Annotated in this window: 7 protein-coding genes; all 7 read left to right on the plus strand. The window is 31.3% G+C overall.

The window, feature by feature from the left end; all coding sequences use genetic code 11:
* The first annotated feature begins 1,141 nt into the window (after positions 1 to 1,141).
* Positions 1,142 to 1,546, plus strand: coding sequence for a hypothetical protein (locus ACQKII_RS23970; RefSeq protein WP_427462946.1), 405 nt, complete (start codon positions 1,142 to 1,144; stop codon positions 1,544 to 1,546).
* Positions 1,547 to 2,111: 565 nt separating this feature from the next.
* Positions 2,112 to 3,644, plus strand: coding sequence for a VPA1262 family N-terminal domain-containing protein (locus ACQKII_RS23975; RefSeq protein WP_427462947.1), 1,533 nt, complete (start codon positions 2,112 to 2,114; stop codon positions 3,642 to 3,644).
* Between the two features lie 16 nt (positions 3,645 to 3,660).
* Positions 3,661 to 5,922 (plus strand): hypothetical protein, encoded by a 2,262-nt coding sequence (locus ACQKII_RS23980; RefSeq protein WP_427462948.1) that lies wholly within the window; start codon positions 3,661 to 3,663, stop codon positions 5,920 to 5,922.
* A gap of 456 nt (positions 5,923 to 6,378) precedes the next feature.
* Positions 6,379 to 8,418 carry an AAA family ATPase gene (locus tag ACQKII_RS23985; RefSeq protein ID WP_427462949.1) on the plus strand — a complete coding sequence of 680 codons (2,040 nt, stop codon included), beginning with the start codon at positions 6,379 to 6,381 and terminating at the stop codon, positions 8,416 to 8,418.
* On the plus strand, positions 8,411 to 9,301 hold the full coding sequence (locus tag ACQKII_RS23990; protein ID WP_427462950.1) for a hypothetical protein: 891 nt from the start codon (positions 8,411 to 8,413) through the stop codon (positions 9,299 to 9,301). The genes ACQKII_RS23985 and ACQKII_RS23990 overlap by 8 nt, the downstream gene beginning before the upstream one ends.
* A gap of 467 nt (positions 9,302 to 9,768) precedes the next feature.
* Positions 9,769 to 15,555: a hypothetical protein gene (locus ACQKII_RS23995; RefSeq protein ID WP_427462951.1), complete on the plus strand. Its 5,787-nt coding sequence runs from the start codon at positions 9,769 to 9,771 to the stop codon at positions 15,553 to 15,555.
* Positions 15,556 to 15,872: 317 nt separating this feature from the next.
* Positions 15,873 to 16,457 (plus strand): hypothetical protein, encoded by a 585-nt coding sequence (locus ACQKII_RS24000; protein WP_427462952.1) that lies wholly within the window; start codon positions 15,873 to 15,875, stop codon positions 16,455 to 16,457.
* The last annotated feature ends 218 nt before the right edge of the window (positions 16,458 to 16,675 follow it).

Consider the following 16,675-nt stretch of genomic DNA (forward strand, 5'->3'; position numbering starts at 1 on the left):
TGGCATATGAAAGGCACCTCCTTTAATTGATACCTTTATAGTACCGGGAGGTGCTGCGTGTTTATATGCGTTATTTGAATACGGGCTTACGATATCGCAGTCGAATGGATTAAAAGGGAGGGCATTTACTTTAAAAATGTCCCATATACTTTACATGATGTAGCATTAACCATTCAGCATTTCCGAAATAAAATAGTAAACTAATTCACTAGAGAAGAATTCATTTTGAAATGGATTCTTTTTATTTTTTATAGTTAAACATTTGAGAGAACCACAATCTTATTAAGATTAAGTCCAAAAAAATGATAAAACTTACCATATACACTTAGACACTAGATATACACAGGAGGTGGAAAACGTTTAGGACGAACAAGTAGTTGAATTTGTTGAGGAAATAGACTATGTATGGTCTTTTAAGTAGTCTGGACATTTCTTATTCGTATATAGTAAATGAATTGACTTAACCATTTCAGAATCAGAACTATTTATCCTTTTAACCATAAGGAACTTATACATTTTTTATGTACCTTATATGAGTAAAATTACTGTAAGATAGGACTTAATTTTAATGATAAAAAATCGGAATGACTGACTGTGTAAACTTTGTGTCTCGATTTTTTCGAAATTACGAATAAATCGCGAATGTGCGTACTTTGTGTCCCGGAGTGAGACATCTTTGTGTCCTTTTACAGGGGAATTGATGAATCCAAGCTCTCCTCCATGCCAAATAATTTTAGTTTACATAATATATATACCTTGGTCACAACTTTCTAATTATCGGATGTTTCTCATAATTTATCGTTCAAAAGGGGATTATTCGTTTAAATAATGCGAATTATCGTTTAATGTAGATTTGTCCAATATTCATAAAAAATATTCAGCATTACAATTAACTGCACTTCCAATGGTTAGAGAAAACCTAACCATTGGAAGTGCTTTTTTATTGTAAATTTACCTTAGTTAAGAAAATCAAAATATTCGTTATAAGTGAAAATATAAGCTGTTCAAATGAAATTATCAGGTAATTTGAATAAAGAAATATTAACTGTTTTCAACATATGCCATCTGGGGAAACCGAGATTACGGTGGTGGAGCTGCTCGAGTATATGAAGATGTATTAACTAATTCAGGCTTTACTTTATTGGAAAATAGCGGAGTTAATCTAACAGTTTCAAATGGCAAGAAGCTCTTTATCGGAGGATTGGACGATGCATTGCTTGGAAATCCGGATACAAAATGTATATTGGAGAAAAGGGAGAACGATTGTGATTACGAAATTGTGCTAATGCATGAGCCTGATATGGCAGATCTTTTAAAAGATACGTCAGTTGATTTGCTAATAGCTGGACATAGTCATGGGGGACAGGTTCAGATTCCTTTCATTAAAACAATGTCTACATCTTTAGCTGAAAAATATAGTGATGGAATTTATACCATTAATAAAAAAGGAATGCAGCTTTACGTAAATACAGGAATTGGAACATTAAGAATTCCGGTTCGTTTTAAGGCGCCGCCTGAAATCTCAGTTTTTAATATTAATTTGTAAATTTATATTTGTGTTAAAAAAAGCTGATGAGAGTTTTCTCAACAGCTTTTTTTTTGTGAGTTCAGCATGAACGTAATCTATAGAGTACAAGTCCAAAACAGTGTAGACAGAAGTTATGACTGGCAAAGTGCAAGGGTATCCATTTTAGAAAAGCTATCAAGGACAAGAGTTCCTTCACCAAGTGAATATATAGGAAGTCTCAATCAAAAGATCTTTAAAGTTTTATTATATTAAAGGATATAGTTATAGTTGTAATTTATGGTATATTGAATTGAAATTAATCTGTATTTTATTAATTTTCAGGAGGATTAATCTGCAACTTGATTTATTTTATATTTTGCATAATCCCATATTAGTCCATCTTTAAGGAAAAATGAATGTGAATAAAGTTCGTGGATATTTAGATCCTGTTAGGGAAAGGTAGTGTCAGGTGAAAATAAGTAATTTTAAGCGGAATGACCGATGTGGATAGAAATAATACGAAAATAGTTTTATCTCCAAGATTAATTGAATCTTTTAAATCTTGAAGATATAAAATAATAGAAAAATGTAGGAGTTTAAGATTATGCTAATTACTTCAAAGATATTGTCAGGGGTTAAAGTTCAACTTTTCGCTATCGGGAAGGGTGGAGAATATGAGAATTATTTTACAGTATTTCAACCAGAAACATTTAATGAACAGTTATTAGGGAAAATAAAGAAGTTAGATAGTAGAGGAAAAAAAAAAGTTACATTTTTTGAGATACATTTAGAAAACTTTGAAGCAAAAAATCTATACGATAATATTCATAAAAATCAAAATGTAAAACTGAAACTAAGAGACAGAGAAATATCAATACATTTTCGTAATACTATAAAAAGACCTAAAGTATTTCTTCCACGTACAGTCAATAATTCAGTCGCAAATGGATGGTGGCCAAAGATCATTGACGAGGGGACTTATATTAGAATGAGCTACTCTGAAGAAAAATATAATATAGATGAAAAATATTTTTTAAAAATAGCTGACTTTATAAAATTACATAGTGGATTTGATTTGTTTTATTTACAAGATTTTTTAGGGACAGTAATTTTTCTAGAACTGTCTTTAGTTGATCAGTTTAAATATAATTTCAATCCAGAAACTAGCCAAGTTTCATTTATGAAATTAGGTAATTTAGAATTTGAATCTAGAGTTGTATTAGAGGCTTGGGATGGGGAAGAAGCTCTTCTATCTCAAATGTTTGATCTAAACGATAATTGTAAGAGTTGTAAATTTAATATTGATTTTAAACCAACCAAAATTGGTTTTAAATTTTATATTAAAAAAAATAATATATGGAAAATTTCTAATGAAGAAACGGTTCACCTACTGAGAGAAACCACTATAAGTATGCATCAAAAAGTAGGTGAATTAAAAGTTAAAAGGGGAATTCAGGAAGAGATTTTAGATATAACAACCAAGGAAAAGCCTATACATGTTTCTGATGGAAACGATATGGTGTGGCAAAAATTAGAAAGTGAAAGACTTAAATCTAACAGGAATATAGAAATTAGGAACTTAGGAAGTTTATTTTTAAACAATAATTTATCGAACGAAGAAGTTAAAAAAATTATTTACGAAGAATTATATAAAAAAGCAGCTAATAGAATATGGATATGGGATCCATATGTAGACCAAAGTATTTTATCGGATTTATCAGTTCTAGCTTTATCTAATAGAAGTTTAAAAATCAAGGTTTTATTAAGTGAATATAAAGGTGAAAATATCACTGCATTAGAAAGTAATTTAGAGTTTATGAGATGCGATTCGATTAATTCATACTTAAAGAAAGTCGAAACTGATACAGGGGCTTCTTTAAATAATATTGAGATAAGGAATTGGTATCGCTCTGGCAAACATACATTCCATGATAGATTTATTATTATAGATAATAATGTATGGATTTTAGGTTCTTCTATAAAAGATATAGGAAATTATCACTCTACTATTTATAGATTAGAAGGTGGATTACCGCAAGAGATTATTGATGAATATGAGAAATCTTGGAATGGTTATTATGGCCCATTAAAGCCTAATGGCATGGAAGTGTTTCCTAGCTTGAAAAATCTTTTATGAAAAGGAGAGTTTACTAATGACTTCTTATTGGGACCAAGTTATGAAGCTATTAAATAAGACAACTCCTGTTGCTGAATTTGAAAAAGTTGAAATAAATAATATCAGAAGATTGATTAAGTTAGAACTAAATTCTGTAGAAAAAAATGTATATTTAATTGCTGCATTAATAAAATATGGTCAATTTTATTTAAATGAAGACATTAATTCTGTTCTTTGTCTCAGTAGTGATGAAAAGAGAGAAATTCTTCAATTATTGAAAGCTGAATTCTACTTAAAAAAAGAAGAAATATACAGTCGACCTGAATTTCCTGAACAAAGAGTGAATAGACTAAATATTTACAATAAATTATCTGATGAACTATCTGGATATGAATCATATTTCATTTTTAATGACACTTTATTGATTTATACTTCAAATTATTATTTAAGAGAAAAAACTATAATATTAATTGATGCAATTGCTTGTTTAAATGAAACAGAATATATTTCAATAGTGAACGAACTAAATAACCCATTACTATCTTTAAGGTTTATTGATAGATGGAATTATTCAATAACGGAAAATGTAATTGAGAAAGTGGGTTTATTTAAATTATTTTCTAAAGCACATCAAGGAGTTATTTTGGCGAATCTTTGGGATAAAGGGCTTCAGGGGGATCTTTTATTATTTGAGGATGAGCTTAGAAAACTTTTGAAATTGCATATGCTATTGTCAAAAACAAATTTTTTAATATTTACTGCTAGAAAACTTTCGATGTTAACTATTAAGGCGAAAAGTACGTATTTTAAAAAAAATGAAAAGCTAGAAAAGCAGTTAGAAATCACAATAAGTGTTATTTCAGAAAAACTTTCAGAACTATTTCCTTTAGAAGACAATGAGATAACTCTATTTATAAATCATTTTTTTAATCCCGTAAATAAAGATAGTATTTGGGCATGCTTCAAAGTTATAGAATACTTAGAAAGCAATTTTAAGGATAAAGTTTCAGAATATGATTTAAATAATTTTAAAAGAAAAATCATCTGTATATATCCCGAAATATGGGAAAAGAATAATGGTGGATATTATTTTCAAGATAGTACCACTTTAGAAACCATAGAGTTATTATCAAGAGCAATTTTAGATGTATATCATAACGAGTATGAAAAATTTTTTATTGATTTGAAAGTGCCAAGTTTATTTGAACTTAAGAAAAATAAAGGAGATCATGACACTACTAATTTGTTCCTGATTAACATATGCTTAATACTTGATCTATTAATATATTCTGAATCTAATGATAGTAAAAAAATCGAGAGTATAATTCAAACTATCTCAACGATTTTAAAAGAGGGATATTTAAAGTTTAGTGTTAATGATTTTTTGAAAATAGGAATGTTCAATAAATTAGGTAAATTAATCGATAAATTCAATATTGAAGTAGGCAATTTAACCTTTGTAGAGTGGATTGGAGATTGCATTGAACTTATTGGGATAATAAAGAATGTTAACGATCCAGACGTCTTAAAGTATTTAGATGAAAATATTAATATTTTAATAGATTTTTCTATAGGTTCAAATAGAGATATGAAATTATTAAACATAGGATGGGAATTAAACGCATGTAATAAATACAAAAAGAGCTTAATGGTATTAGAAAAAATAGATTATACAAATATTAAACCTGATCACTATTGGATATTAAATATGTTAATAGCAAATTCATATATAAATATTGCATTTTCTGAATCGGATATATCTCAGCAAGTTTGCTGTTTAAAAAATGCTCAAAACATATTACAAGGAAACCTGAAAGTTGAAAGATATGAAAATTTAAAAGATAGGCAAACGGTTTTAATGGAAGTATATGGGTGGCTTTATGATAGAGATAAACTAAGTAAACAAGAACTAAAAAATCATTTTAATAGATATTTCAATGAAGTTAATACTGAATATAATTTTAGACAATTGTACATAAAGTGTCTAACTTTAATTAGGATTCTAGAGAATGAGTCTAGGGTTATAGAGTATATACAAATATTTAACCAAACTTTAAAACATCTTGAAAACTTAGATGGAAATAATGAACAAGTAAAAATCTTAAATATATGGTTTGAGATATACATCGAAGAAAGTGCTGATATTCAAGACCTGCCGTTAGATGAAAATGAATTAAAATGGTTACCTAAAAGTTTTAATAATAGGTATATAATCAAGGAATTCAAAAATAGTGAATCAACAACCACAAATGAATGCAGCCTTCATACAGATGGACCAACTGATAACTTATTTGAGTAATTTGAATAAAGGGTATTAATGTCGCAATCTTTGAGACACTTCAACCTGAAGGAAAAAGACTAACAGCCAAAGAAGGTCGTTAGTCTTGATTTACAAGGGATTAAAAAGGTTAAAGGACTTTTTTTGCTGGAAGTCAACATTCGTATAAACTTCCGTAGACGTAATACTCTTAATTCCGTATTTTTTTTCTTGTAACATGAGGGTCGCGAATGTGTGATGTAAATGGTGCAAAGAGAACCGGGAAGATGGCAGATCTGCTTGTTTTAAAACTTTTTTAAAGATGCCATGTAATCCGCGTGGGGGTGAAGAATAATCGCAAGTTAGTAAAATAGATTTTGAACTATAAGACATTGGAAGTAAAATTATGAGCTTAGAGCAAATATTCTAATTAAATGGAACCTATAAAAATGCTTTTTTAACAATCAAAAAAATAAAAGTAAAAGAAGGTGTTTATAATTGATAAAAGTAGAACTTACTACACAGCCGATGGAAAGCGAAAGACTACAGAAATCGAAGGAACAGTTGAAAAAATATCTAATAGAAGTAGAGGGAAATCTAAAAAATATTGAAAATAATGGAGATAGCGCGAGTTATAAGCATTATAATTTTAAGCCATTAAAAATGTTAGATCCCGATTTATATGAGATATTACTTGCAAATTTTAATCATCAATGTGCGTACTGTGAAACTATATTAGACAAAGCTTATATTGAGAATTACCGTCCAAAATCGCTATATCCTCAACTTGCATATGATTGGATAAATTTATTGCCAGTCTGTGCCGCTTGTTCTATGGCTAAAAGTAATAAATTCCCGATAGACGGTTTATCATCACAAAATAAGCTTGAAATTGATATTAGTAATGAAAAGCCATTATTACTTAATCCATACATAGATGAGCCAGAAAAACATATACAATTTTTAGAAAATGGTGAAGTGATAGCGAAAACACGTAGAGGAAATGAAACGATTAATGAACTAAATTTAAATCGTGTAGGCTTAGTTAAAAAACGTGTTAAATATTTTGATGTGTTGAGTAAAAATAAAACAAATATATTAAGTGAGAGGGAATATCAAATATTTGACTTAATCGATCATTCTGGGGTTTTACGTACATTTATTTTTAATCAGTATTCATTGAGAAAACTTATTAAACTACCTGTTGTAAAGCGTACACAATTATTAAGCAATTTACGCTTGAATCCTAAAATAAGTGACGCAGAATTTAGTGAAATATATGAGACATATAGTTATAAACAAAACGACATAATGAGAGAGATAGAAGTAGCGCCTTTTAGCAATCAACCTCCTTCTACCAATTTGCCGCAGTATATTAAGGGTTTCAATATTAAAAACCTATCTCAATTAAATTTCGACTATACTTTTCAATTTGGAGAGAAGACACCTTGGCTGGTGATTTTAGGTGAGAACGGTACAGGTAAAACTACATTGTTACAAAGTCTTGTAGTATCAGCAACCCGGCTTGTTAAAAAAACAAAAAGATTTTCGAGTCGTTTAGAGGATGGATCTTTATCGGTAACGTTCGGTATTTTAGAAGATGAAGACTCTATTCATAATGTTAAGTTTAAGTCTGGTGGAAGTGACTGCGAGATAAAACATAATATTCCTATTGCGGCATATGGCTCAATACGATTAAATAATACCAATCGAGTTGAAAAATCTATTCCAGTATTTCAAAATGTCCGTAATTTATTTCCAATATCAAATAATGCGTATTTTTTGCCAAATTTATCAGATTGGGCAAAAAAGGAGGATATTCACCAAATACAGGATGCCTTAGTAGAAATTTTACCAACTGATTCCGATAAATCGGTGTATTTAACATTTAATGATGAGCAAAAACATTTCCTTGTGACGTTTAATACTGAGACTTATTATCGTTTTGATGAATTAAGTAGTGGCTATCGTACGATTGTAAGCTTAGTGGTCGATATTATGCGCTTTTTATTAAGTCAGCCGAATCATAATGGACGATTTACATCAGCAATTGTTTTAATTGATGAAATAGATGTTCACTTACATCCATCATGGAAAATAAAGATAGTCGATTTGTTCAGGAAAACATTTCCTTACGTGCAATTTATTATGACCACACATGATCCACTTTGCTTGCGTGGATTAGAACCAAATGAAATTATTGTATTGAAAAAGCAATGGAAAGAAGACAAGACGCTAGTATTACAAGAAAATATTCCTTTTCAAGGAGATTTAAAGATTGAGCAACTCTTATTATCCGATTTTTTTGGGTTAGATAGCACTCTTGATCCTATTCATCAGGAGCAGATGAATATTGAATATGAAACGACCGGAAAAACGAAATATACATATTATGGATATAGTCAAGCTGAAAAAATAGCACTACAAATAATTGACAGTGCGATTGAAGAAAAGCGCATTAATATAAATGATAATGTTGAGGATATTGATTCAAATATTAAACAAGCTGTCTTAAGATTGTGGGGATTAGATGATTAATATTACAAAGAGAGCAGAACCTAGATATTTAACAAATCAAAATAGCGATACAAACGGTGAACGAGCAAGAATTATTAAATATATGGAAATAGATAATAAAACTTGGGCGGACTTAAAAAATGTATTTTCTTTTAATGTTTATTCGAATAGGGCTGTTAAAAATCAGTTAAAAATAGAATTTTATTCAAAATGTGCTTTTTGTGAAAGTCTATTTATGCAAAACAGTTATGGAGAGGTCGAGCATTGGCGTCCAAAGCAAGGTGTAAAAGGGAATCCTAATCATAAAGGTTATTATTGGCTCGCTTCTGATTGGGATAATTTGTTATGGGCATGTCGTGTATGCAATTCGACAAAATATAAAGGAACGCATTTTCCGTTAAAGGATATAGCAAAGAGATCGTTTAAAAGTACGCATAAGTTAAGTGAAGAGGAACCAATGTTACTTAATCCTTGTAATCCCAATATTAAGGTTGAAGACCATTTGTATTATAAATCTAATGGTATGATAGTTGACAAAACATCAAAAGGGAAAACTTCCATTGAGGTATATGGTTTAATGCGTGCCGATTTACAAGCAGAGCGACAAAGACATGCCTTTGAGCTTTCTCGTATATTTGAACAAATTTGTATTGCTTATGAAGATTTAATATTTTACATGGAATGTAGTACACAAACGAAATCGGTAGATTTTACAAAAAAAATCGATCATAGAATTGATAAAAAGAAGAGCTTAATAGATAGACTAATTAAACAAATCATTGAACGAATCGCTATTGATAAAGAATTTGTTGGAATGAATAGACAATTGGTAAAGGTTCATATAAGTAAATTATCATCAAATAAATTGCTATTTAAATTATTAACGACACAAATTAAACTTTAGATTTGTTGAAAAAAATTTATACGATAAACAAAAGCCCTTAAAAGAGATAAGCTACACAGGAGTGTTTGTATAGAAAAGAGTTTGATTAAAGCAAAAACTCCTGGAATTGGAAAATTAATAAACAATAAGTGCTGGAACACCAAGCCTAGTTATAAAAAGCAATATGTACCCAACCTAATTTTAATAAAAATTAACATTTATCGAATGACCTCCTATTAAAACCGCGCAACAGTTCAAATTAGGAGGTCGTTTTCGTAGATATGATAAATCTCCTTTGTTCCTTTTTCGTAAAAACAACAGTTCATCTGCAACTATTGTAGAGCCAGCCAATATATTCATTCAACGAAATAAAAAGCGTTTTAACAAACAAATGTATACGGAAAATCCTGCAGCAGAGCCAATTTCGTTTAAAATCCTATTTAAAAAATTTTAAAAATTTAAAAAATTCTAAGAAGGGAGGAGATTATATGGGATTATCAGATGCACATAAGGGGTATGAATACCAAGACTTACTAACTTCATATTTCATTATTAATGATCTTCTCAAAGGAAATTCCTCAGAATTCAAGGTTGACATCAAGGAATACGATGATGATAAATTCGATGATCTTACCGTGATTAATAATAATGAGGTAGTCAAACGACAGATCAAGTATAGTGATGATAAAACGGTAACAAAAAGTGACTTCTCATCTTTAACTTATGACCTTGCACTAGATGTACTATACAATTCATGGGAAAAGTTGGATTACGAAAGAGATATATCAATAAAAATACTTCTTGCATGGGATTATAATGATGATCTTGATTTTTTAGAAGAGGTAGGAACAAGCAACGATTTTACATCTCCAAAAGTGAAACAATACAGGATTAATATTGATAAAATTTGGTCTCTGGGCGAAGAAAGACCTATAATTTCTTGGAAACGGTTAAGAAATAATGTAACAAATATATCGAGGGATAATTTCAAAGAATTTCTCCAAGATTTGAAAGTAGAGCTATGCCTACCAAAAGCAAGTTTAGATATAGTGAATAAGGGTGAAATGGAAAGGATTACTGTAGAATGTCTAAAGGATTTTGGCGTTGGAACTTATCCGAACCATGAATTATCTCCGGAAAGTGTTCTTCTGAAGTTAATGAGTATAGTTAAGAATGCAAGGGCTAACCAGAGAACGCTAAAAACGGATCAAGTAGTTAGTGCTTTAGGTTTAGTTGTTGGTTATGGAAACATAGAGCAACTATTTCCTGTTGATTCAAGTAGTAATATCCATGATGAAAATACATTTGAAGAATTCTACTCAAACATCCAGAAGAATAACAAGACTATTTTAATTGGTGAGCCAGGATCTGGGAAATCGTGGTTTATTACTAATTTCATCGATTATCTCAAATCACGAAACATTCTATTTTCTAGGCATTACTGCTATACAAGTTTGGATGATATATTCTATACAGGTAGAATCACTTCCAATATATTCATGGCAAATCTGATTAAAGATATAATGATCGCCTGTCCAGAGTTAAAGGACATAAAGACATCTAGGTTTGGTGTTGACGAAAACGAACTTCAGTCACTAATTGATCATATTGATAAAGAGATTGTGTTAATAATAGACGGACTTGATCATATCGAGAGGATCAGGTCTTCTCATGAATCTACCGTCGGAGCAAATAAGACTGATATCATAGAGATAATCAAGAGAATTAATGTGCCTGCAAACGTGAAAATTGTCGTTGTATCACAACCTGTTTCAGAAGTACTAGAGCTAGGTGAGCAAGACTATACGCTCACTGAAATTGAAAACTGGGATACAAATACAATTGGTAGATATCTTGAAATTAGAGGTATTGGTTTGTATGAAAAAGAGGGCGAAGTGTCATTAAATAGTTATTTGTTAAATAAAAGCAATGGTAATCCTCTGTATGTTACTTATTTGGTCAATGAACTTTCAAAGTCCAGTGTTCTAGATTCATGGATGGATACTCTTGCTTTAATTCCTGACTATAATGATGATTTGAAGGGTTACTACGACTATTTGTTAGAACAGATTGATGAAGATCATAAAGTAGTATATGTATTATCTGGGGCATCTTTCTATTTGAGTATTGAAGAACTGAAAGCTATAACTGGTATAGGAAATTATGTTGAAAAGAGGATAAAGATACTACGCAGTATACTTAAAGAAAGTGCTGTAAATGGTGGATTCATAATTTATCATGAAAGTTTCCGACGATATATACTAGAATTGCTTGATGGGAATGGACTTTCAATTTATGACAATATATATAAAGACCTAATAATTTGGCTTGAGAGTACAGGTGTATATAGCAATATTAAGGCGTTCAACAATTTATTCCGGCTGTTATACGAATCAGGCCAGTATGATAGGCTATTGGAATATGCTAACGTGGAGTTTGTTACTGAGAGTTTCTTTAGAGGTTATGGATTTAATGTAATAAAGAAAATATCAGGTTATTTTGTGAAAGCAGCAACTAAGAAAAAGTCGTTTTCGAAATTGGCGGTGCTTTCAGAGTTATCCAATATGGTATTGAATGCAGAATTCGACTATGAGATATACGAGAAAAAGTACTCAATGTGCATTGGACAAATACAAGGATTTCAATGGTTAAGTGAAATACTTATCTACGAAGGAAAAGCGAGTATGCCTTTGAAGGAAGGATTAAGAGTTTGCTACTCCTGCTCACGTAACCTTGTTACTCCACCGTGGAAAAGTTATATAAATGGGATGTTAGAGAAGAATGAATCCCACGAAAACCTTAATGGGGATGAACAAAAAGAACAACTGAAATATTTGACCGCTGCAGCAATTGATATGGATAAGAACCAAGATGCTGTAGTTCGTTATTCAACTGATAGTGTATACATGAAAGTTGTACTGGACGAGTATGCCCATCGAGACAGGTTAGATGAACTCATCTCACTTCTTACGGATATGGAATTAATGGAAAAATGGCGTGGATTGATAGAAGGGACTGATCATGAGGGATTAAATGAAGAATATGTAAAAGATATTCTCAATACAGTCAAAACTGCTGATAGTATATACGGTGATACAGAAAGTAAAGTTAAATACTTAGTTGCAAATGCTACGAAGATTTATGAAGCATATTCTTGTGAGGTAGATTCACTGGTTGAAGCAATCACTGATTTAAGTTGGTTTCACAATTGGATTATCTTTGTTTTTCAAACCTGTGTGCTTGAGAAACAAAGAGAGATCAAGGGAATTGAATTAATAGAACTTTATTCGAATCTAAATCGGGTAACAGCGGTAGCAAATCATGGTATTCGCACCTTGGACCTATATGGTCTAAAACAAGAGATTTATGATACTATCCAAAAACCATTGAGAAGTGTCGTTTTAAGCAAGGCTGAATGGAAGAAAATCCTTAGTATAATTGTTGAATCATCAAGTGAGACAATGACAACTATTCAAAATGCAATGATGGGTCCTTTAACGACTGACCGGTTATTTGAACTGGTTACAGAAATATCGAATGATGATAACTATGACTTTGTCTTAAAGCATTTTGGTGAGGTGACTGAAGAGCAGAAGACCAGAAGGATACATATGGACTTAGCCGATTATTATATGCAGAAATCCATTTTCCTGAATAAAAATGGAGATGAAAGGCAGGGAATCCATGAATTTCGCCATGCTATAAGAATGATAATGTCATATGGCCAACGTAGAGATAGAACACTTAGTAGGTTAATGGATACAGTTGAAGATATTTATTGGATAGACCCAGGAAAAGGCAAAGAGTGTATAAAGCGATTAGGTGGAATGTCCGTTGCGGTAGTAAGTCAAACTGATGGAAAAGAAACAAGTGATTACCAGAATGAATGGTCACAATTGTTGTGTAAATATGAACCAGAATTGGCATTGAAGAAGTTAGTTGTAGATTCGGAAGTCTACAAACAATCTTGGATATGTGAGAATACACTAAAGACGATACTTACTGATTGGCTAACACCAAAGTACTCAAGAATTGGGAACGCATTGTTTAAGTCTATGCCCAATGAAAGTAGGAATGATTTTATACAGGCTTACCTCAATAATATTGCTTTGATAGACAACGAAGAAGAGTCACTTCTTGCAAGAACTTCCGTTGTTGATCTGATAAGCAAATTTAAATTTAACAATGATGCATATGAAGTCGAAGAACAGTTTATAGAAACTGTAACAAGTTTGTGCGAAAAATATAATATTGATTGTAGTTTGATTGAAGCGAAAGGGTATCCATTGATATCTTCTACTGATGAAGATAATCGAGTCCAAATCACAGAAACGTTTAGTGATAAAGATATAGATGAGAATAACATATATGAAGTCTTAGTCTTTATGAAATCATACGGATATTCTGAAGAGGTAAACAGTGTTGTTAAGACATATCTGGTAAATAAAGAAGAATTGTCGCAAGAGGTTATGTTTGTTATTAATCAACTTGTTGATTTTGCTTTTGAAGACTCTGTATCTAGAAAGTATTCGAATATTCAAGAGGGTGTAATCTGTCTAGGGGAAATGGATGAAATTATAGATGGTGTAAGGGCGTATCTCAATCTGCGAATCTATCTCACTCAAAAGGACGGTTGGTACCATAAATATAGTAGTTATGAGTTTTTCACGAAGGCTTACATTCTAGATAAAAGGTTGACTATTGATTCATACTTTGAATATTTTGGGAGTATGTATAAGCCCTTTGAAGGCGTTAACGGGCTATCTGATAACATAATAAAAATGCTATCAGACCTTGATGACTGGCGAGAAGAAGTTCTAGCGTTGTGGGACTTAGTTTATGACGTTATTGATTTACGATTGAGTTGTAGAGTAGAGATTGAATGGGAGAAAATTGAAAGTGAATTTGAAGGATACTGCATTGAAGAGTTGTTGCATCATGTGTTATTAGCGAGATTGCGTTATGGAACTGCAGATATACATAAGTCAGTTTTTGCTTCTCTCGAAACACTACTTACGCAAGATGCAGAGAGGGCAATGTTTATAAGACCATTTAAGCGGGTTTTGGCGAATTATTCTAAGTACATTAATTTGAGCATTGCTATGTTGATTCAGTTAGTTGAAGATATGTATTCTTATGAAGAAAGAGAGAAGTATCAATTAGTGGATCTTGATGATTACATTCGCATCAATGCAAATGGAGATGATGGATTCTTATTAAAGTTCTTGTTGAGTGGCGAGATGGAGGAAAGAATAAAATCAAAGGTTCAGACTACTGATCAAAGATTTAATGATTTTATTCTGAGGGACTTCAAAAGTATAGACCCAAGATATAAGTTTCTTGAAGATAGGGGCATATCAGTTGATGATTATATTCTGGGATTCTTCGGTGAAATTCATAATGAAAGCAAAATGAGAATTTTATCTGACACATATATGGACAACATATCTAGTTTGTTGATGGATAATATTCAGATTCATAGTGATTACATAAAGGCCATTGGGAATGCGATTATGGATTATTTATGTTGCGGAAAAGAAGTTGGGGATGGTTTTGCAAGATTAAGAAGTCTTGAAGATAAAGAATTTTTTTACCACAGTATTAGAGAAGATGTATTACTGCTAAATGCAATTAGTAATTCAGCGATAGCAAGGCCTAATGGAATCCCACACCCGACGGATGTAAAGGATAGCGTGTCTAGTGTAAATGAAGAAGACTGGATTAGGTTAGCGTACATTGAACGAGAATATGTGTATTTGGAAGATTTATGGAGATCTCAGCGTATTGGTGATAACTGCAAAATCTACCAGACGTGTTCTGCTGTGGGTTTCGGTAAAAGCAAAAGGCTACCTTTATATCATGATTACTATAGAGGTTCTGTTCTTGATCATATACTTCCTAAGTATATGTGTAATCCAATGGGGCTTAGGAATAAAAAGGTCGTTGTTTTTACGGATGCGAGTATAGGATATAACCCATTTATGACATATTATCGTTATGATTATTTAGCACTTACTTTTGAAGTTCTTAGTTTATTGGAAATAACAATGACAAGTACTGATAAAGGGTTGATTGGAATGGATTCGGAGGGGAAATGCGTTCTTAAGTATCAAAATTGGTGTACGTATAAACATTTGACTGGTGAACAGGAAAGAACTCCAGTATTAAGAGGGAGTCAACTTCTTGTATCAAAGGAGATTTTTGACAAGCTAGTAAGTGAAATTGGACATGAACCATATTGTCATACCACATGTGAATTGAGCTTCGGTGAATAAGTTTACGAATAATGTTATGAAGACTATTTCTTAATTGGTCATTAAAACTTTTTGTATATCCAAGTTTAATAATTTAATAACTCACAGAAAAGTTGTCAAACGGGTGTTTATTGCTTCTTGAGTTAGCGGCTGGCTCCAAGGTCTCTACATTTAAAAAATATTAATTAGTAACTACTTTAATCATTATCTTGTTAATTGATTTAAATATAAGTAGAATTCCACTGCTCAAATTACATCTAGCACTCAGCGCACGTGGAGTGTGTTGTGTTGATGTAAAGGGTTGATAATGTTATAAAATAAGGTAAGGAGATGAAAATATGGATTTTAAAGAGACTAAAGACGAAGTCATTATCAAAATGAAATCATCACAGCCGACAGAGGAAGAACTGCTCTCTGTTATAAACCAAACATTAAAAGATGATAACTGGATTCAAGAAACACCTTATACATCAGATATGTTAAGATTCAATAAGACTAAAATCCCTGATTCATTACTCACATTACTTCAGTTTGCACATGAAATAAAAAAAGGGGTTAAAGATAACAGTACTGAAGTATTTCATTGGGAACAAAAAGGGTTATATTGTGTATATATGAGTATTTTAATTAAAGTAATGTACGAAAAAATAGATAAAGAAAATGCTGACAACCTAGATTATTATCAAGGGGCTTATAAAATGCAAAATGGAAAATATACCTTGCATGGATGGTTAAACTATGGAGGTATGATTATAGATGTAACAGCAGCAGGTCAACACGATATTTTAATAGGATGTAAAGAACCTCAAGAAACAATTGAAAAGTATTTAAATAGATTTGCAGGAGAATATGGAATATCTATAGAAAAATGGTTAGAACCATATTTCTCTGTATATGCAGATTTTTTAAAAATTAAGGATTGAAAAAAGGTTCCCAAATACAACCTTGGTCACATTTCAAACAGCGACAAACACTGTTAAATCGGTTTTTGTCGCTGTTTTTTATAGAAAATAACACTCTGAGACGCTGTGAAAAATAATTATAAAGTAAGCCCGAAATAAAAAAATAAGCGCACCTTTTCGGTACGCACGACGAATGGCCATCTATCTGAAATTTTTTCAAATAGATGGCTATTTTGCAC

It is taken from the genome of Lysinibacillus sp. NPDC048646, from assembly GCF_050272295.1.
In the GTDB taxonomy this organism is placed as follows: domain Bacteria; phylum Bacillota; class Bacilli; order Bacillales_A; family Planococcaceae; genus Lysinibacillus.